Annotated in this window: 15 protein-coding genes; 12 read left to right on the forward strand and 3 right to left on the reverse strand. The window is 49.0% G+C overall.

All coding sequences use genetic code 11. The features are described from left to right. Positions 1–3: 3 nt before the first annotated feature. Positions 4–1,947, reverse strand: a complete 1,944-nt coding sequence (locus ACUN27_RS04445) for an ABC-F family ATP-binding cassette domain-containing protein (protein ID WP_315953772.1) — start codon at positions 1,945–1,947, stop codon at positions 4–6. A 145-nt stretch (positions 1,948–2,092) separates the two neighbouring features. Between ACUN27_RS04445 and ACUN27_RS04450 the strand changes: the two genes are divergently transcribed. The 9 genes from ACUN27_RS04450 to groL all read left to right on the forward strand — a co-directional run bounded on the left by ACUN27_RS04450 (position 2,093) and on the right by groL (position 9,369). After that, positions 2,093–2,926 (forward strand): endonuclease/exonuclease/phosphatase family protein, encoded by an 834-nt coding sequence (locus ACUN27_RS04450; RefSeq protein ID WP_445558444.1) that lies wholly within the window; start codon positions 2,093–2,095, stop codon positions 2,924–2,926. A 63-nt stretch (positions 2,927–2,989) separates the two neighbouring features. Next, the gene (locus tag ACUN27_RS04455) at positions 2,990–3,619 is read left to right on the forward strand and encodes a 5-formyltetrahydrofolate cyclo-ligase (protein ID WP_315953774.1); all 630 of its coding nucleotides are present in this window, start codon (positions 2,990–2,992) and stop codon (positions 3,617–3,619) included. A 16-nt stretch (positions 3,620–3,635) separates the two neighbouring features. Continuing rightward, positions 3,636–4,124 carry a cyclic pyranopterin monophosphate synthase MoaC gene (moaC, locus tag ACUN27_RS04460; protein ID WP_258567637.1) on the forward strand — a complete coding sequence of 163 codons (489 nt, stop codon included), beginning with the start codon at positions 3,636–3,638 and terminating at the stop codon, positions 4,122–4,124. A 104-nt stretch (positions 4,125–4,228) separates the two neighbouring features. Further along, positions 4,229–4,720, forward strand: coding sequence for a MogA/MoaB family molybdenum cofactor biosynthesis protein (locus ACUN27_RS04465; RefSeq protein WP_029197035.1), 492 nt, complete (start codon positions 4,229–4,231; stop codon positions 4,718–4,720). Between the two features lie 14 nt (positions 4,721–4,734). Further along, entirely contained in the window at positions 4,735–5,730 is a 996-nt protein-coding gene (locus ACUN27_RS04470) for a molybdopterin-binding protein (protein WP_445558445.1), read from the forward strand. 12 nt (positions 5,731–5,742) lie between these two features. Then, positions 5,743–6,303, forward strand: coding sequence for a twin-arginine translocase TatA/TatE family subunit (locus tag ACUN27_RS04475; protein ID WP_445558446.1), 561 nt, complete (start codon positions 5,743–5,745; stop codon positions 6,301–6,303). Positions 6,304–6,375: 72 nt separating this feature from the next. Next, on the forward strand, positions 6,376–7,134 hold the full coding sequence (gene tatC, locus ACUN27_RS04480; protein WP_157317797.1) for a twin-arginine translocase subunit TatC: 759 nt from the start codon (positions 6,376–6,378) through the stop codon (positions 7,132–7,134). 231 nt (positions 7,135–7,365) lie between these two features. After that, positions 7,366–7,647 (forward strand): co-chaperone GroES, encoded by a 282-nt coding sequence (gene groES / locus ACUN27_RS04485; RefSeq protein WP_028553854.1) that lies wholly within the window; start codon positions 7,366–7,368, stop codon positions 7,645–7,647. A gap of 93 nt (positions 7,648–7,740) precedes the next feature. Then, complete coding sequence (groL, locus tag ACUN27_RS04490) at positions 7,741–9,369, forward strand: chaperonin GroEL (protein ID WP_127457281.1); 1,629 nt, start codon at positions 7,741–7,743, stop codon at positions 9,367–9,369. Between the two features lie 269 nt (positions 9,370–9,638). Here the strand turns inward: groL and ACUN27_RS04495 are convergent, their stop codons facing one another. After that, positions 9,639–9,800 carry a hypothetical protein gene (locus ACUN27_RS04495; RefSeq protein WP_445558447.1) on the reverse strand — a complete coding sequence of 54 codons (162 nt, stop codon included), beginning with the start codon at positions 9,798–9,800 and terminating at the stop codon, positions 9,639–9,641. Positions 9,801–9,837: 37 nt separating this feature from the next. Then, positions 9,838–13,995: a diguanylate cyclase gene (locus ACUN27_RS04500; protein ID WP_445558448.1), complete on the reverse strand. Its 4,158-nt coding sequence runs from the start codon at positions 13,993–13,995 to the stop codon at positions 9,838–9,840. A gap of 358 nt (positions 13,996–14,353) precedes the next feature. Between ACUN27_RS04500 and ACUN27_RS04505 the strand changes: the two genes are divergently transcribed. The 3 genes from ACUN27_RS04505 (at position 14,354) to ACUN27_RS04515 (ending at position 18,933) form a co-directional block, all read left to right on the forward strand. Beyond that, on the forward strand, positions 14,354–14,608 hold the full coding sequence (locus ACUN27_RS04505; RefSeq protein WP_127457279.1) for a hypothetical protein: 255 nt from the start codon (positions 14,354–14,356) through the stop codon (positions 14,606–14,608). A gap of 111 nt (positions 14,609–14,719) precedes the next feature. Further along, on the forward strand, positions 14,720–15,982 hold the full coding sequence (locus ACUN27_RS04510; RefSeq protein ID WP_445558449.1) for a hypothetical protein: 1,263 nt from the start codon (positions 14,720–14,722) through the stop codon (positions 15,980–15,982). After that, positions 15,979–18,933, forward strand: a complete 2,955-nt coding sequence (locus tag ACUN27_RS04515) for a DEAD/DEAH box helicase (protein WP_445558450.1) — start codon at positions 15,979–15,981, stop codon at positions 18,931–18,933. Before ACUN27_RS04510 ends, ACUN27_RS04515 begins: the two co-directional genes overlap by 4 nt. Positions 18,934–18,939: the final 6 nt, after the last annotated feature.

Here is an 18,939-nt window from a genome sequence, read left to right on the forward strand (position 1 = left end):
CAATTAAGCGAGCAAAGTCTCCCACTCTTCATAACAAGCCGCAAGCGCGCTCTTCCGCTTGTCCACCTCAGCCGTCTTCTCCTGAACGAGGACGTAATTGTTGTACACGTCCGGATCGGCGAGCTCAGCCTCCAGGGCCGAGACTTCGTCCTCCAAGCGCGCGATGTCGAGCTCAAGCTGCTCCAGCTTACGCTGGCGGCTGCGTTCTTCACGTTTAGCCAGCTTGTCCGCTTCATACCCGCCGCCGCTGACGGCGGGTTCATTTTTACCTACGCTGCTAGCGGATTTCTTCTCCGCTTCCTTGGCAATTCGCTTCGCTTCCATTTCGGCGAGCTCCGCTTTTTTCTCCAAATAATCGTCGTAGTTGCCAAGATAAGTTGTGAGCCCGTCCTTTTGCAGATCGAGCATGCTCTCGGCCATTTTATTCAGGAAGTAGCGGTCGTGAGAGATGAAAAGGAGGGTACCCTCATAATCCATCAACGCGGATTCCAGCACTTCTTTACTGTATAGATCCAAATGGTTGGTAGGCTCATCGAGGATGAGCACATTTGCTTTTTGCAGCATGAGCTTGGCCAAAGCTACACGGGCTTTTTCGCCGCCGCTTAAGGCAGAGACTTTCTTGAAGACTTCTTCTCCGCTGAACAAGAAATTGCCGAGTACAGTGCGAATCCGGGCTTCCTCCAGATGCGGATAGGTGTTCCACACTTCCTCGAGCACGCTGTTGGAGGGAGTTAGGCCCGTCTGCTCTTGATCGTAATAGCCAATTGTGACGCCCGTTCCCCATTTGAAAGTGCCGGCGTCTTGTTTGTGCTGACCGATTAATGTCTTGAGCAGCGTCGATTTGCCGACCCCGTTGGGGCCGATGAGAGCAGCCGTTTCCGAGCGGCGCAGCTGGAAGGAGACACCGTCGAGCAGACGGTTTTTCCCGTCATAGGAAAGCGCCAAACGATCGACCTGAAGGACTTCTTTACCGGATGTCTGCTCGATTTCAAATGAAAACGAAGCGCGCTTCAAATCGCCCAAAGGCTTATCCAGACGATCCATTTTCTCGAGCTGCTTGCGACGGCTTTGCGCTCTTTTGGTCGTAGAAGCACGCACGATGTTGCGCTGTACAAAGTCCTCCAGCTTAGCAATCTCCTCCTGCTGCTTCTCAAATTGCTTCATTTCAATTTCGTAGTTGGCTTCTTTGATCTCGATAAAACGGGAATAGTTGCCCGTGTACCGCTTGGAAGCATGGCGTTCAATTTCATAAATGGACGTGGCTAAAGCATCCAGGAAAAAGCGGTCATGGGATACGACCAGAATCGCACCCGGATAACCCCGCAGATATCCTTCCAGCCAAGTGAGCGTCTGAATATCCAAATGGTTCGTAGGCTCATCGAGCATGAGCAGATCGGGTTCTTCGAGCAGCATTTTCGCCAATGCCAATCTTGTTTTCTGGCCGCCGCTTAGCGTTTGAACAAGGGTGTCGGGAGAAAACTGGCCGAAGCCCATCCCGTGAAGAATCCCGCGAATTTTGGCTTCGATTTCGTATCCGCCTTGCTCACGAAAATATTCGGAGCGCCCCGCGTAACGATTCATCGTCGTTTCGTACTTTTTCTCATCTTCAATGAGGGAGGGGTCAGCCATCTGGGCTTCCAGCTCGCGCAGCTCTCTCTCTGTTTCCAGCAAGGAGCTGAAAACGCTGAGCAGCTCATTCCAAATGGACTTGTCCGTTTGCAGACCGCTGTTTTGTTTTAAATAACCGATTTTCGTTTCTTTCGCTTTGAAAAGATCGCCGCTGTCATAGGACATTTCGCCGGCAATAATCTGGAGCAGGGTTGACTTCCCGGCACCGTTCACACCAACTAGACCAATCCGTTCCTTGTCCTCGATTTGAAGCGTTATATTGGAGAGTACAGAACGTACCCCGTAGCTTTTGGAAATGTTAGAAACCTGTAATAACATCTTCTGCTGCCTCCTGCTTATTAATGAAAGAATCTGTGCAAGTCGTGAACCAAACTGCCTATAATCCCATCAATTCACTAGTATACACCATGCGTGAGTACGTCGTATGCTTAATTTTGCATAGAGGCTGAAGGGGGATAGAGGGATGGCGTACGTGTCTTTGCGGCTTGCCAGGTATATAGGTTTTTTTGCGCTGCTTGTTGTTGTGCTTACGTCGCCAATCCAGAGCTGGGATAAAGGCTTATTATCCAATATTCCCGTTATGCCTGCAGCTAGTATCGAAGCACCTGCTTCCTTCACTGTTATGTCTTTTAATATGCACCACGGAGAAGGCATGGATGGTAAAGTGGATATCATTCGGATTGCCGATCTTCTGCGGCATGGAAATGCCGATATTATCGCTCTCCAAGAAGTAGACCGTTACCGCGTGCGCAGCGGATTCGTGGACCAGGCCCGAGAGCTTTCCGAAATGCTCGGCATGCATATGGTTTATAGTCCTAGTCTAACCTATAAGGTAGGTCAATATGGCATTGCCCTTTTGAGTCGCTATCCGATTGTCGACAGCAGTTGGGCGCTTCTTCCTGGAAATTTGGAAACGAGAAGCCTGCTAATGGCCACTGTACAGATTGGCTCCGAGCCCGTCCATGTTGCCACGACCCATTTGGGACTTTCCGGGGAGGACCGAAGGCTTCAGCTTACACGTATATCGGAGCTTTTGGCAGATAAACAAGAACAGCTTGTCGTTGCCGGCGATTTTAATATGGAAGAGGATGCATTTCCAGTCAAAATGAACAGGATGTCGCTCTTGGACGTCCCATTAAGCAAAAACTCTCAGAGCACTTTTGCAGGTGGCCAAAGGATCGATTATGTTTTCGCGAATGTGAAAAATACCGGTTCAGCATGGACGGTTCCGACGATATTTTCGGACCATTTACCTGTTATAGCACGGTTTAGAGTGGGCTCTGCAGCACGAGTATAGTTTTTTTCTTTGTTTATGTTAAAATGGGGGAAACCACTCCTTGTTAGGAAGGGCTGAGCCAGTATGAACATTCGTGAACGGAAAATTGAACTACGTAAGGATATGGAAGAACTACGCTCATCCATTACAGCGGAAGAACGAGAAGAGAAGCAGCAGCGCATTCATGAGCGAATGACGAAGCTTTGTTCAGATAGACTTCTTGGTGCTGGGCAGCAGGAGGCGTCCGTTCCCCCTACGATAATGACTTATATGCCATTCCGGTCGGAGCTGGATGTTGCTCCACTAATGGAATGGTGTTGGCAGCAGGGAATTCGTGTGCTGGTGCCGAAAGTTGTAGCAGATACGAAAACAATGAATTTGCATATCATACACGCCTACGACGATCTGGAGAGCGGCGCCTGGGGCATTAGAGAGCCTCATAGCAATGTGCCGATCGAGCAAGATTTATCCACCATTTCGATGATCCTGGTGCCAGGGCTTGCCTTTGACATGGATTTCGGAAGGCTGGGGTATGGCGGAGGTTTTTATGACAGATTCATGCAGCTATTTGCTGCGCGAGGTCTGAAGAGACCTTTTGCGGTTGCTGCTGCTTTTGATAAGCAGTTGATTCCTGCAGTGCCCTCCTCCTGGCATGATTTCCGGGTAGATGGCATTGTCACCGAAAGCAAAATGGTCTTTAAAACAGAAACCTAAAAGGGAGGTAAGTAATTTGCCCGATTCCTCTCCATTAACCCATTTTAACGAACAGGGACGAGCTCGCATGGTTGATATTTCGGACAAACCGGAGACGAAGCGAACCGCGACAGCCCGTTCGACTTTGCTTATGAAAAGCGAGACACTTTCCTTAATTAAACAGGGTAAAATGAAAAAAGGCGACGTCCTCGCTGTCGCACAGGTGGCTGGCATCATGGCCGCGAAAAAAACGTCAGATTGGATTCCTATGTGCCACCCGATTGCTTTATCGGGCATAGATATTCAATTTGCCGATAATGGCAGCAACGAACTCTACATAGAAGCAACTGTTCGGACGACGGGACCGACAGGCGTGGAGATGGAGGCTTTAACAGCCGTATCCGCCGCCGCGTTAACCGTCTATGACATGTGCAAAGCCGCAGAGAAAGATATGATTATTAGCTCCACGATGCTAGTCACGAAAACGGGCGGTAAAAATGGGGATTTTCACAGACAAGATAGTTGATTGAGACGCGACTTAGACCACTAGGGTTTGCGCATAGATGAAGTCGACGATCATTCCGTAGTAGGGGTTATCTCATTCAGTTAACAAGGGAGAGGTGACGAAGGATGCACTGGAAAGTTGCGATTTTGACAGCCAGTGACCGCGGTTACCGAGGAGAACGAGAAGACACCAGCGCTCAGGTAATCCGCGAGCTCATTGAAGAGGAAATTCAAGGTGAGATCATCGAGTACCGTGTTGTACCGGACGAGATGGACGAAATTATGGCTTCATTAATAGAAATGACGGACTATTATCAGGCTGATCTGATTTTAACGACAGGCGGAACGGGGCTGGCGCCTCGCGATGTGACGCCGGAAGCAACGCTGAATGTCATTGACCGGGTTGCTCCGGGCTTTGCTGAAGCTATGCGGATGATTTCCATGCAGAAAACGAGGAAAGCGATGCTTTCCAGAGCGGTATCGGGTATTCGCGGCCGCACGTTGATTATTAATTTGCCAGGCAGTCCCAAAGGCGTGCAGGAGAATCTGATGGCGATCATCGATCAGCTGCCGCATGCGTTGGGGATTCTGACGGGCAAAGAAGGTGATCACGGATGAGCAGACAGGAGTCCATGCTGCGCGAAGTGAAGGTGGAGGATGCCGTTGGGATGATCCTGCCCCATGATCTAACGCAGATTTTGCCGGGCGAGTTCAAAGGTCGCCTGTTCCGCAAAGGCCACCAAGTGACGGAGTCCGACATTCCTGCACTGCTCAGCATTGGCAAAGAGCATATTTACGTGATGGAGCTGCAGCCGGGCTATCTGCATGAGGATGAAGCCGCGCAGCGGATGGCGAGAGCGATAGCCGGCGACGAGCTCATTCTCACGGAGCCGCATGAGGGCAAAGTGAATGTGAAATCGCCGATTCGCGGCTTGGTCCGAATCGATAAAGCTTTCGTCGACAGCGTGAACGCGATCGACGAGGTTGTGATGTCGACCATCCGCAGTGGCGTGGTCGTAGAGGCAGGCGCTTCGTTGGTCGGCACGCGGGTGATCCCGCTGATTGTGGACGAAGCGAAGGTCGTGGAGGTCGAGCGGATTGCCGCCGCTCGCCGTGCGGAGGGCTTCACCTTGCTTGAGGTGAAGCCGTTTCGTAAACTGCGCGTTGGCGTCGTGACGACGGGCAGCGAGGTGTTCAAGGGCCGAATCCAGGATAAATTCGGCCCGGTGGTGAAGGAGAAAGTCGCGCAGCTTGGCTCCGAGGTGGTAGACCAACGCTTCGCGCTCGACGATAGCGAAGCGATTGTTGGTGAGATCCACGCGCTGCTTGCGCAGAACGTGGATCTGGTTTTGGTCACGGGCGGCATGTCCGTGGACCCGGACGACCGCACGCCGGGCGCGATCAAGCAAGCCGGCGCCCGCGTGGTCAGCTACGGCACGCCGATGCTGCCGGGCTCGATGCTGATGATCGCCTATCTGGGCGATGTGCCGATCATGGGCTTGCCGGGTTGCGTGATGCATGACCCGTATACGTCCTTTGATGTGCTGCTACCGCGTATTTGCGCAGGCGAGACGATTGTGCGCAGCGACATTACGGAGATGGGGTATGGCGGGTTTTATCAGTGTTAGGAGATGAAAGACATGTTTCAAAACATCGGTTTTACCGAGTTATTATTGATTGCGGTCGTTGCGTTAGTGTTGTTCGGACCTAACAAGCTGCCTGAGATTGGCCGTGTGCTGGGACGTACGCTCAGGGATTTCAAGAAAGGTGCCTATGAGCTCATGAACGATGAGCCGAAAGCGGCGGCACCTGCGCCAGTGGTGGTTCAGCCGGCTCCGCAGGCTAGCTCTGCTGCCGAGGGCCTAGTAGCCGAGGAGCAAGCGCCGGCTGCTGTTGTCGCTTTCGCGAGCGGCTCGGCTTTGGACGAGGCTGATGCCTCGCCTGCGTCTCCAGCGCCAGCTGTTGTCGCGATCGCGACGAGTGCTCCAGCCTTGGATAAGGCTGATGCACCGTCTTCAGTTCAGGCGGCTCCTGCAGCCGCACAGATTGCCGAGAAAGCAGCTGTGGCGTTCATCTCGAGCACGCCCGGGCCTGAGTTGACTGACTTGGCGGAGGATTCCTCCGCACAGCGTGCGACATCTACGGCAGCAACGCCGGCGGCAGCTGTTCAACCAAGTCATTCGCGCCGCTTACCGGACTAGTTTATTTTTCTTTTTAGCATAACAAGTGGTTCAGTCTTTCAGGCTTGATTCACTAGATCAGGTTGGTGAAATATGTCAACGAACGAAGAAATGTCACTCGTGGAGCACCTTGGTGAGCTGCGTAAACGGATCATGTGGATATTGGTTGTGTTGGTCATCGGGATGGTGGCCGGTTTAATTTCCGCCAAACCCGTTATTCGATACCTCAAAAATATTCCACCGGCCGATACGATTAGCTGGAATGTTTTTTCTCCATGGGATGCTTTGCGATTATATATGAATTTTGGCTTAGCCGTAGGGATCCTCATTACCTTGCCGGTTACGCTTTATCATATATGGGCCTTTGTTAAACCGGGGCTGCGCGAGACGGAGCAGAAAGCTTCGATCATTTATATTCCATATGCATTTGTGCTTTTTCTAGCAGGTCTTTCGTTCGGTTATTGGGTTGTTTTTCCAATGGCTTTTTACTTTACTTCTTCCATTAGCAAAAGTCTCGATATCACCGAGATGTATGGTGCGGCTGAATATTTTGCATTTATGTTCAATATTATTTTGCCATTGGCACTTGTGTTTGAGATGCCGATTGTCGTTATGTTTTTGACGAAAATCAGGCTTCTTAACCCGAAACGGTTACATAAATTCAGACGGTATGCCTACATGCTGCTCGTCATTTTAGCTACAGTCATTACGCCGCCGGATGCCATTTCGGCTATCCTCGTAGCTCTGCCGCTTATCGTTTTATATGAGTTTAGCGTATTTATGTCGCGTTTTATTTACCGTAAACAGCTGCTGCAGGATGCAGAATGGGAACGGGAATTCGGTCCCAAATAAGAAAACAGTCTGTCACTTTTGTGCAGGCTGTTTTTCTTTGCGATAGGGAATATTTGTTTTTCATTTGGGTAGAATGAGGGGGGTGTTCGAAAGTACGAAAAATGTGTAAAAGGACTTGCAAATTACTCCCAGAATGAGTATCATAAGAGTTGTTGTTAGCACTAAACACATTCGAGTGCTAATAACCTTGAAACACACCATTACCAATTTTCTAAAGGAGGCTATTTTTCCATGATCAGACCGTTAGGTGATCGAGTTATCATTGAAGCCGTTGCGAAAGAGGAGACTACAGCAAGTGGTATCGTGCTGCCAGATACAGCGAAAGAAAAACCACAAGAAGGTAAAGTTGTAGCCGTAGGCGCAGGCGCGTTGAAAGATGGCGTTCGTGTTCCGCTTGAAGTAAGCGAAGGCGACCGTATCATTTTCTCCAAATACGCAGGAACTGAAGTGAAATACGAAGGCCGCGAACTGTTGATCTTGCGCGAAAGCGACATTCTCGCTGTATTAGCCTAATTTAGCAGGATATAGATCGGCATTACGTTTTACTTAGGTTTTCCGTTTTATTACTTACTATGTATCGTTTAAATAAGAGGAGGTTTCCTATTCATGGCAAAAGATATTAAGTTCAGTGAAGACGCACGCCGCGCGATGCTTCGCGGGGTAGATGCTTTGGCTAACGCTGTAAAAGTAACCCTAGGTCCTAAAGGCCGTAACGTTGTACTTGAGAAAAAATTCGGTAGCCCGTTGATCACGAATGACGGTGTAACGATCGCGAAAGAAATCGAGCTTGAAGATGCTTTCGAAAACATGGGAGCTCAACTTGTTAAAGAAGTTGCTACCAAAACAAACGATGTTGCCGGTGACGGTACAACAACAGCAACGGTTCTTGCTCAAGCTATGATCCGTGAAGGTCTGAAAAACGTTACTGCAGGCGCTAACCCAATGGTTATCCGCAAAGGTATCGAGAAAGCTGTTAAAGCGGCTGTGGAAGAGCTTCAATCCATCGCTAAGCCTATCGAAGGCAAACAATCCATCGCACAAGTTGCGGCAATCTCTGCTGCTGACGAAGAAGTAGGCGAACTTATCGCTGAAGCTATGGAAAAAGTAGGTAAAGACGGCGTTATAACCGTTGAAGAATCCAAAGGTTTCTTGACTGAGCTTGAAGTTGTAGAAGGTATGCAATTCGACCGTGGCTACACTTCCCCTTACATGATCACTGACACGGATAAAATGGAAGCTGTCCTTGACAACCCATACATCCTGATCACTGACAAAAAAATCTCGAACATCCAAGAAATCTTGCCTGTTCTTGAAAAAGTGGTTCAATCCGGTAAACAACTTCTGATCATCGCTGAAGATGTTGAAGGTGAAGCACAAGCAACGCTTGTTGTGAACAGACTTCGTGGAACATTCACTTGCGTAGCTGTTAAAGCTCCTGGTTTCGGTGACCGTCGTAAAGCTATGCTTGGCGATATCGCTGCTTTGACTGGTGGACAAGTGATCACTGAAGAGCTTGGTTTGGATCTGAAATCCACGCGTCCTGAGCAATTGGGTAGCGCGCGTCAAATCCGCGTAACCAAAGAAAACACAATCATCGTTGACGGTGCTGGCGACGCAAAAGACATCGCTGCACGCGTAACGCAAATTCGTTCCCAACTGGAAGAAACAACTTCCGATTTCGATAAAGAAAAACTGCAAGAGCGTTTGGCTAAGCTTTCCGGCGGTGTAGCGGTAATCAAAGTTGGCGCAGCGACTGAAACAGAACTGAAAGAGCGCAAACTTCGCATCGAAGATGCTTTGAACGCGACTCGCGCAGCTGTTGAAGAAGGTATCGTTTCCGGTGGTGGTACAGCTCTCGTGAACGTATACAACGCAGTAGCGAAAGTAGTAGCTTCCGGCGACGAGCAAACAGGTGTTAACATCATCCTGCGCTCCCTGGAAGAGCCAGTTCGCACAATCGCAGCTAACGCTGGTCAAGAAGGCTCCGTTATCGTTGAGCGCTTGAAAAACGAAAAAGTAGGCATCGGCTACAACGCAGCATCCGGACAATGGGTAAACATGTTCGAAGCTGGTATCGTTGACCCTGCGAAAGTAACGCGTTCCGCACTTCAAAACGCAGCTTCCGTAGCAGCTATGTTCTTGACAACTGAAGCGGTTATCGCTGATAAACCAGAAAAAGACAAACCAGGCATGCCTGATATGGGCGGCATGGGTGGAATGGGCGGTATGATGTAAGAGGGCTTCGCCCTTCTGCATCATAGCTAGCTCGAAGAGGCTCCTCAGATTCATCTGAGGAGTCTCTTTTTTTATGATCGCAGTGTCGATCATTTTTTAACGGACACAGTGGCCGCTATTTTGGTATTTCGGCTGTTTTTCGGGAGCTAACGGACGGGAGAGACGTTATTCGCTAAAAAATGGAGCGGAAATGGGTATTTCAAGTCCAATAGCGGCGCCTCAGTCCGTTAAATGTTAAATTGAGCCAAAAAGTGGCGAATAGCGGCATCTCAGACCGTTAGGCTCGCCGTACTGTACCGCTCCAACTGCATCGCGTCATACCGCTCTTTACTGCAACGAGTTGAACCCCACCGTGCCATACCGCTCCGTATTGCAACGCGTTGCGCCGCCATAATGCCCAGTACCGCAATTCCGGCACTACATTCCCACACTGTAGGGACTGCACAGCAATCCCGCATCACCACCCGCTCACAAATCCCAAGCCGCAATCACCTTGTTCTTCCCCGTCCGCTTCGCCGTAATTTCAGCAGTATCCGCTTGCTCAATAAGCTGCTCAATAGAGCTAGGTTGGCACAGTTCCAAAGAAGAAACACCGACACTAACGGTGATCGTGTATGGACGCCCGTAGGCGAACTCTTTCTCAATTTCGCCACGCAGTTGATGGGCAATCTTGAGGGCTTCTTTGCCGTCCGTTTTCGGTAAAATAAGAATAAGCTCCTCGCCGCCATATCGGCCGGCAATGTCGCTTTTCCTTAAATTGAACCGGAAAATATCGGCGATCTCCCGCAGCACCCGGTCCCCTTCCGGATGACCGAATTCGTTGACTCTCCGGAAATTATCGACATCGATCATGATGACAGAGAGATCCAGCTGATAACGACTGGCAAGCTCAAACTCTTCTCGCAGCTTCTCCATGAAATAACCTCGCAGGTAGAAGCCAGTCAAGTTATCAATGACCATCTCGCGATGCAGAAGTACGTTGATGATATGAGGTTTGATGAAAGACAGGAAGTGCTCCATGTGCTGCTGTTTGGTTTTGGTCATGCCATCGACATGAACTTGCAAGGTGATAGCCTGATCGCCACGCTGAAACAGGGTGAAGACGAGCACGCAGTGATCTTCGCTTCGCGTTTGGTAGGCGATCAATTCGTCGTGATCACGCAATCCCGAGGCGGTGACGAAAACCTTTTGCTTATAATGCAGCAGCTTGTACGTAATTGAAAGTTGAATGACCGGGAAATAGTCGAATAAGGCCTTTGTCAGTCTCTGCATGGTTGTGGACAGATCCAGCGTTTCCGTTACTTGCTCGCTCAGTTCAATAATAATTTGCAAATCCAATGAAAGAAGCAGCCATTGTTCGCGGTCGGCCATCATTTTCTGCACATAATCATCCTGCAAAATAGCCGGAGATGCTGGTGCATATGAAGGGGCAATCGCTTGCTCCATGCAGGCTGTCAGATACGGGCGCCACGTTTCCTTTTGAATCATCTGATAGCCGTTTAATGCGCGCCGCAAATACAGCATGGCGGGTTGAATGTCGCCCTCGGCCATAGACCTCTCCGCTGAAAGCCTGTAATAATCAGGCCAAAAGACATCATAGGCGTATCGTTTCAAGTAGGTTTCAAATTGGTCAAACCAGTGGTCCACTCTTTCCGAATGCAGTTTGAGCAGAAGCGTAATCATTTCCCGATAAGCCCAGCCGGCGTAAAGGCCAGCGTTGTTTTTAGAGATAAACTGCTCAAAAAGCTGGCAAGCACTCAAGGTGTTACCCAATCCTGTTTGATGCAGTGCTTCAAGGAAAACGGAGTGATTCTCATTCTCAAGAGAGTCGGGAACGTGAACCGGTAGATGCTGACGAAAGGCGGCGTAGCCCTGATAAACGGCCAGCAGGGACTGGCCCCAATCAGTAATTTGCTGCTCAATGAGGCTTGTCTCCAACTGATGGAATAACGCCCATTCTTCCCACTCCAGAGCGAATAAAAGTTGATTGGTCAAATAATTTTCGGCCAAATCCTTGCGACGCAGCTTGTCGACCTGCAGAACACGTTCCTTATGGTACAAATAACTGGCGATATCGCCTTGATTCAAAGAAAGCTCCATCGCATTCAGATGGCCAACTTGCTCCTTAATCGTGTATCCTGAGCGCTTGGCGCCTTCAATTCCGCGATAGACATACGTATTGATAATCTTATTGTTGCTTTGATACGAATAAAGATCATAAAGACGCAGCATCAAATCCGTATGCGGTGAGGAATCCAGTAACGGTTCAAGCTTGGCTGTAATCGATAAGGCCCATTCTTCCGTTTCTGGAAAATGGATCAACATATTAATCGTATAGTAATTCGTAATCTCCGCAAAATGCCTCAGGGCAAGCAGATGACGTTGTGGATAAACAACTTCAGTATAGAATTTATGCAAGGTATGCATTTCTTCATCCTGCAGCGGAAAGCAAAGATTACTCGTATTGAGCAAAAATGCTGCCCGTACCCGATCCGTAAGCGGCTGTTTCTCATCGAAAATGAAAGGGAAGAGCTCCTCGCGCAGCTGATAAACGTCCACATTATTTTGAATGATGCGAATAGACAACCAACCAAAGCGATCGGATATAGTTCCTGTTCGTTCATAGACGGTTAAAGCCAACTGTTCGGATAGCGCGAACTGGTTGAGCAGATGATACATGCGGCTGAGCAATCGATCCAGGAAAACAAGGTAAGGCCTTTCCAGTTTTTCATATAAATATTTGATACGCTCTAAGATTTCGACCTTTTGGCTGTAAGAGAGCAAGGTGCGAATCTGTCTGTAATATTTTAAAAGCAAATAATATTCGACCTTGTATTCTCCTGCTTGACATGACAGCGTGATCAACTGAGGCAATGCGAATGGCCGGTACCTGTATAGATATTTCAGTGCTGTTTGGTAATAGGACGCAAGCTTGTCCTCAGGTAGCTGTTGCAGGACCAGCCCGATAATATCATTCGAAATAAAAAGACTGTCATTGCGGCTAACATGCATAAGTCCGAGCTCTGCAAGCCTGGTCACCGAAAGTAGAATATTGCCTGCATCCAGTCGATTTGCGGTAAAGAGGGAAGCAGCATGGACCGGCATAGGCAGACAGCATAGCAGCCTCATAAGCTCTAAGTCCTTCTGATCCAGAACAGCGATACGCTTCGCAATAAGGCGGAGAGGATTCAATTGCTCATAATCCAAATGAAATCGGGTCGTTGGTTTCCAACCGTTTCGAGTGATCTGAATGCTGTGAGACTGCGCAAGCTCTTCCAAAATAATGCGGCAGTGGCTTGCGTTTATTCTATATTCGTATAGCCAGTTTTTTAGCTGGTTGACTAAAGTTTCATCTGCACGTCCAAACTGCGAAGCGAGCAACTGCTCATAGATGGCAGGGTCCGAAAGATGGATGTTAAGGACTTGGAAAGGCACTTCTGTAAACTGGGCAGGAACACGGCTACCGCTGAAAATGAAGTTCAGGCAATTCATCTCATGGCCATGCTCTCTCCAGAAGTTCAGAAGAATAAGCTGGGAATCTTCATCAAAGTGCTCGCAGTTTTCAAAGGTGAACACAAAGTTTTGAATGGGAAATAGCGGAATAACCGACATGAAAAATTGATGCAGCCACTCTGTCAGCAGATAAAGGATGTCGTCGCCTTCATAGTGTTTTTTGAGCAGTTGGTCAAATTTCCGCGCCAAGTTTCGCAGCATCGTAATGGACTCCGGCAGAATATCGTAAGCTCTGTGCAGCGTTCTGGAAACCACTTCACGCAAGGTGGAATAGGGAAGCTCTTGCGAAACGATTTTGAAATAATATCCCTTTTCAATGACTTCATTAATGTGATGGGCGTACAAATCGAAACGAATAGCCTCATCTTCGCAGATGAGACCTAGCAGTCGATCCTCATTTGATTTCAAAAAATCACGAAAACGCTCCTGCTGGTCAAGTGTGATGGGAGAAGCTGCTGGATGCAGCAATTTTGAGCTGATTTGGATAGTTGTATCAGGTTGCGGCTCTGCTGGAAGCTGTAAATAGTCAAGCAAGGCTGCAGCAATCTCATCAGCGAATAGAAAGGATTCAGGCTTAGTATGAAGCCGTTCAGAAAGAGGTTGCAAAGCTGCAGGTACAAGGCCGTTGTACATCGACTCCAGCAGCAGATGGATAGATTCAAAATCAGCAACGCGTGATAAAAGAAACCTTCTCGCATAACGTGGAAACAAGCTGTAAGGATAGTCCGTCAGCAAGTGATTGATAAACTCAATGGCGGAGGGGAATGGTTGGACATCAACTAGAATGGTTAGTGTTTTTGGGTGAAAAAATAGCATGTCCTGCGAGAGAAAGCCCATATAAAACTGTTTATTGTGTAAAATTGAAAGCGCTCTACAAAGGGGGATAAGAAGTTTCGCTTTGGATTCATCGCTTAGCTGCTCATGCTCCAATTGCGAAAAAGGCACAAAGCCATCCGGTAAAGAAGGCAACTGTACAATCAGATCTCCGCCCGTGAGCTTCCAACTTGTGGGTTGACGGAAATAGTCTCCTTGAGCTGCTTCCGCCCAGGAGAGTAGGCGGCTCTCAATTTGTTTATAAGGGAAGTAAGACCATAGCTTATGATTAAAATTCATTTCTGAATAGTCAAAGGTGTGAGAGTAAGTTAGATGTCGAGTTTCCGAGAAATTTCTAAAAGTTGTAGTATTCATCTTACTCCCTCTCCTTCTAAAGTATAGGATTCCTGTATGCACGGGATGGGGATGTTTCCATCGAATAGGACTGATTTCTTAATTGTAACAAAAATAAGCGCCAAATGGGAGAAGGAAATGGTGAAAACGGCAGAGAGCCTGTCATTTTTCGTTCTGATTGGACATCTACCTGCTTGGCCTGCAGAAAATGAGCCTAATTATTGAAAAACTAGGCATTGGTACATTCTTTGGACTAGGCATGGACGTATACTATCTCAAACCTAAAGAGGAGTTGACTTAATCAATGGCGTATCAACCGAATCAAACTAGCCAAGGAAAACAATTTCAGTGTCCCCCAGCTGACCCTATAATGACAAGTCCAGAAAGAATCGTTAGAGATTTCTATCACCCGCAAAAAGTTCAAGTTATTCACCCGATTCAAATCGTAAATAGACATCATTGTGTACCTGTTTATGAGCATGTGTGTACGTATGAAGAGACAGATGAGTATTGCGGTACTCACCCGCATCCGCACCAAGGCATGTTGCGCGACAAATAGTGGTGACTCCCTAGTAGGAATCTGAGAAGATTCCAGCTAGGGTTTTTTTATCGATGGCCCCTTTTCCTGTATAATGAATAGATAGCTTTTTTGAGCGAGGGAGGGTCGGGCATGCAAGAATTAGATGCTAAACCACAATTTGATTTAACGGCCCGGGGTCCGGTAAGCACTCCGAAGGAGACAGGAACGTGCGCGGAATGGATCCTTTACTTCGATAAGCAATATGCGAATGCCAAAGTATATAACGCTTTTAGCGTCGAGGAATTATATATGCGAGCGTGGGGTCAGCTCAATCAGTTTGCGGATGATTGGGAGCTAACGATCAGGGGGATCTATGATATTCAAGTTGTATTGTACTTAACTCAGCTCTGTGATGCTTTGGCGGATGCGAAGTCAGGCATGTATGATTTCTTTTATAATGCAGGTTACTTTTTTTCTAAAATTACGAAGCACAGTCAGGGACAACTGACAACTGTTTTGCGTAATATTGATATGGAGCATGCCCAGGAAAGGTATCAAGAGCATTTGAAGGAGCTTGCGGCCTACGTGGCTGCACAAGTTTCCAAGGAATCAGGGGAATCCAGAGGGAAATGGTTTGAGATCAGTAAACAGCTGTGGTCTGGTTTATTGTATGAAAAAGAGCTTGTAACGGACGAGCTTATAAGATTGCGGAAGCTTGCAGGCGATAGAGGAAGAAGTCAAGCGGAGCGTGAAACTGCGGTTATGGCTTTAGCACATTTCGATATGTTGTCTGGTGAGGACGAAAATGCTTGGGATCGCGTCCTGACGGGAACTGATGTGATCGAGCCAGGGGATTGGTTTGGTTATCTGAGAACTTTTATTAAGGAGGGACAGCGAGATCGATTATTAAAGTGGCTCAGATGGCTAGGTCCAGCAATTCGCAAGGAAGTGACGTATGAGACTGCTGAATATTTTGATTTGTGGGAAGAGGCGGCAGCGGGCACTGGCATAGATGAAGAGTACAGGAGAGCCATGGTAGAGCAGCTTCCTGGCAGTTATCGGCATTACGCTCGCTTCTTACTGGGAAAAGAGGAGTATCGGGCATGGGCAGATTTGATGCTTTGGTTAAGCATATCTCCCTTTGATATTGATGCCAATCATCTGAAAATAGTTGAGAAAGCTGATGTTCGCGCGCTGCTGCCGCTGTATCATTATGCAATTGATGAAATCCTCCAGGTTAAAAATCGCGAATCGTATAAACAAGGGGTCAAGCTCCTCAAAAAGTTGGCCGCTGCCTACAAAAAGCTGAACCAAACGCCTAGATTTGAAGCATATTTGCTGCAGCTTATTAAACAGTATTCGCGATACCGCGCGTTTCAAGAGGAGTTAAGGAAAGGGAAGCTACTGCTATGATCAGCTTGTCACAGATACATATTCGCGTGCAAAAGCTCCCTACAGGGAGTTTTGCCTTCTATGGAGAGACAGAACAGGCCAACGAAGTTCCTGGCTATGCGCTGCGAAAGCTGCTATTTGCTTGGCATGAAGGTTCTTTTTACGGCACGCAGCTTGAATGCATTCGAACGGGGTACGGCGAGGCCCTGGTCTTGACACCTTATATGGCATTGGACTATTTGGCTAATCCGAGTACATTATTGCATGGGAAATTATCCTGGGATGCGGATGTGCTTTTGATGAAAAAAGGGGCTGCCCTATTTAGTGAGGCGCTAGCTGCCGGGTGGTACATGCCGTCTTTCCGGCATTGGCTTCAAGGCGGTATGGGGTGGAAGCCGCAGCTGCCAGGTGCGAAGCTGGGAGAACTTGAGCAGCTATATAAGGGGGCGCAGGATGAGGGATTCTGGATTGACTGGTTCCATGCTGCATCCTTGGAAATGATGAAAGAATCGCCTGATTCGGAGATCGGCATGGCGTGGAGGCGGTTATCGGAGGGGAATGCACTATTGAGAGAGGGTCCATCCTCCGAAGTAGGCTGGATGCAAGAGGATGATTGGCTGCTGGCCATTGGTTGGAAACAGGACGGTAAACCTTACCGAATCTGTGTACAGCTCGTAGAACCCTATGCGGAAACGTATGTAGACGGGACAACGACTGCCAAAGATAACGGAGCCGATTGGCGGCTAAGATTCATAGCGCAGGATCGTCAGGATACTAATCATTTCGTGGAATTCAGCACGGCGGGGACTATTTTGGTGGGAAGAGTTCCTGCGGCATGGCAGGATGGCATGGATGCCAACATCCAGGATCAAACGAATCGGGTGCTGCGTATTTTGCCACAGCTTGAAAGTGAGTTTCAGAAGGGGAAAATCGTAGAGCAGTTATCAGACGATCAGGCCTGGGAGTTTCTTACGGAATCAAGCTTGCTGCTCGCTGCTGCCGGCATCTCGGTTTTCCTACCTTCGTGGTGGGGAGAGCTCAGCCGTACGCGGCCCCAGCTGCGAGCGAAAGTGCGCAGCTCTGTCGGCACTTCGCGCAGGCCGATGTTTGGCATGGACCACATTATCCAGTTCGACTGGCGAGTGGCTTTGGGCGGTGTCGATCTGTCTGAGGAAGAATTCCATCAGATTGCCGAGCAGAAAAAAAGGCTGATTTATATTCGCGGAAGATGGGTGCAGCTGAATCCTGCCGACTTAGAGCAGATGAAAGCGGCGATGCGGCAGAGAGAGAAACGAAAGGGATTCTCCTTTCGAGACGTTCTGGAGATGCAGCTTACGGACGAGCCTTCGCAGCCTGCTTCTTCCACCATGGAACCGAAGGAAGAATTTAAGATCAATATTGAACTAAACGGGTCTTTAAAAACCTTGCTAAGGAAGCTTAATCAGCGTGTATCGCTGCCTTTTGTTCAGATTGAAGGCTTGGAGGCTGATCTTAGGCCCTATCAGGAGGAAGGGGTGTCATGGCTCCTTTTTCTGCGAGGAATTGGACTGGGCGGGTGCTTGGCGGATGATATGGGGCTTGGGAAAACGGTGCAGTTTATTGCTTATTTGCTGGCTGTGAAGGGTGAGTTACAACCTATTTCGAATACGGCTCCGTCCCTGCTGATTTGTCCAACCTCCGTGCTCGGCAATTGGCAAAAGGAACTTGAGCGTTTCGGGCCGTCTCTCAACATTCATCTCCACTACGGTGCGCAGCGCGCAAAGGGTGATGCATTTGAGGCTTCTATAGCAGGGGCGGACCTTGTCATAACCTCTTACAATATCGCTCTGTTGGATGAAGAAGAATTAGCGAGCATCACTTGGAACACGCTTTGTTTGGACGAAGCCCAAAATATCAAAAACGCCTATACCAAGCAATCCCAAGCCATTCGCGGTCTGGATGTCCGCCACCGAATAGCGTTGACAGGTACGCCGCTTGAGAATCGATTGACCGAGCTTTGGTCGATTTTTGATTTTATTAATCCAGGGTATCTTGGTACATTACGCCATTTCAATCATCATTACGTGGGACCTATTGAAAAAAGCACCGACGGAGCGCCGGGGCTGACTTCACGCGTTCAGCGCTTGATCCGCCCGTTCATACTAAGGCGAGTCAAAAAGGACCCGGCCATTCAGTTGAGTTTGCCCGAGAAAGTGGAGTCCAAAGCTTATGTGGCTTTGACTCCCGAGCAGGGTGCACTCTACGAGAATGTCGTGCAAACATTGATGGAGAGAATCGATAGTCTCTCCGTAATGGAAAAGAAAGGGCTTATTCTGGCTTCATTGACGAAGCTGAAACAGATTTGTGATCATCCTTCCTTGTTTTTGAAGGAAGGAGATCGTGCGGGGGCTTTTGACGCCCCCGCGAGGGCGGTGCGCTCAGCGAAGCTGGAGCGCCTGCTTGAAATGATCGACGAACTAAGAAGCGAAGGAGGCGGCTGCCTCATCTTCACCCAGTTCGTCGAGATGGGCCACCTCCTGCAGCGCTTGATCGCGCAGGAGCGGGGGGAACCCGTGCAGTTTTTGCACGGGGCCGTGGCGAAGGCGAAGCGCGATGAGATGATCGCGCGCTTCCAGGACGACGCGCTCCCGGAGGCGGAGCGCTGCAGGATCTTCATCCTCTCGCTGAAAGCAGGAGGAACCGGTTTAAACCTCACCGCGGCGAACCATGTTTTCCACTACGATCGTTGGTGGAATCCCGCCGTGGAAAACCAGGCCACGGACCGCGCCTTTCGCATCGGCCAGAGCCGCGATGTACAGGTGCACAAGTTCATCACGCTGGGCACGCTCGAAGAGCGTATCGATGAGATGATCGAACGTAAAAAAGGCCTCAGCGATCAAATCGTCGGCACCGGCGAGAGCTGGGTCACCGAGATGACGACGAGTGAGCTGCGGGAGCTGTTTGCGCTTCGGCGGGAGTGGGTGGAGAAATAGATTGAT

This window comes from Paenibacillus sp. WC2504 (genome assembly GCF_052682475.1).

Coding starts and splice junctions, on each gene's coding strand:
- ACUN27_RS04465 (WP_029197035.1), top strand. CDS start 4,229: ATGCACTGGAAAGTTGCGATTTTGACAGCCAGTGACCGCGGTTACCGA.
- ACUN27_RS04455 (WP_315953774.1), top strand. CDS start 2,990: ATGAACATTCGTGAACGGAAAATTGAACTACGTAAGGATATGGAAGAA.
- groL (WP_127457281.1), top strand. CDS start 7,741: ATGGCAAAAGATATTAAGTTCAGTGAAGACGCACGCCGCGCGATGCTT.
- ACUN27_RS04510 (WP_445558449.1), top strand. CDS start 14,720: ATGCAAGAATTAGATGCTAAACCACAATTTGATTTAACGGCCCGGGGT.
- ACUN27_RS04475 (WP_445558446.1), top strand. CDS start 5,743: ATGTTTCAAAACATCGGTTTTACCGAGTTATTATTGATTGCGGTCGTT.
- groES (WP_028553854.1), top strand. CDS start 7,366: ATGATCAGACCGTTAGGTGATCGAGTTATCATTGAAGCCGTTGCGAAA.
- ACUN27_RS04500 (WP_445558448.1), bottom strand. CDS start 13,995: ATGAATTTTAATCATAAGCTATGGTCTTACTTCCCTTATAAACAAATT.
- tatC (WP_157317797.1), top strand. CDS start 6,376: ATGTCAACGAACGAAGAAATGTCACTCGTGGAGCACCTTGGTGAGCTG.
- ACUN27_RS04450 (WP_445558444.1), top strand. CDS start 2,093: ATGGCGTACGTGTCTTTGCGGCTTGCCAGGTATATAGGTTTTTTTGCG.
- ACUN27_RS04505 (WP_127457279.1), top strand. CDS start 14,354: ATGGCGTATCAACCGAATCAAACTAGCCAAGGAAAACAATTTCAGTGT.
- ACUN27_RS04445 (WP_315953772.1), bottom strand. CDS start 1,947: ATGTTATTACAGGTTTCTAACATTTCCAAAAGCTACGGGGTACGTTCT.
- ACUN27_RS04515 (WP_445558450.1), top strand. CDS start 15,979: ATGATCAGCTTGTCACAGATACATATTCGCGTGCAAAAGCTCCCTACA.
- ACUN27_RS04470 (WP_445558445.1), top strand. CDS start 4,735: ATGCTGCGCGAAGTGAAGGTGGAGGATGCCGTTGGGATGATCCTGCCC.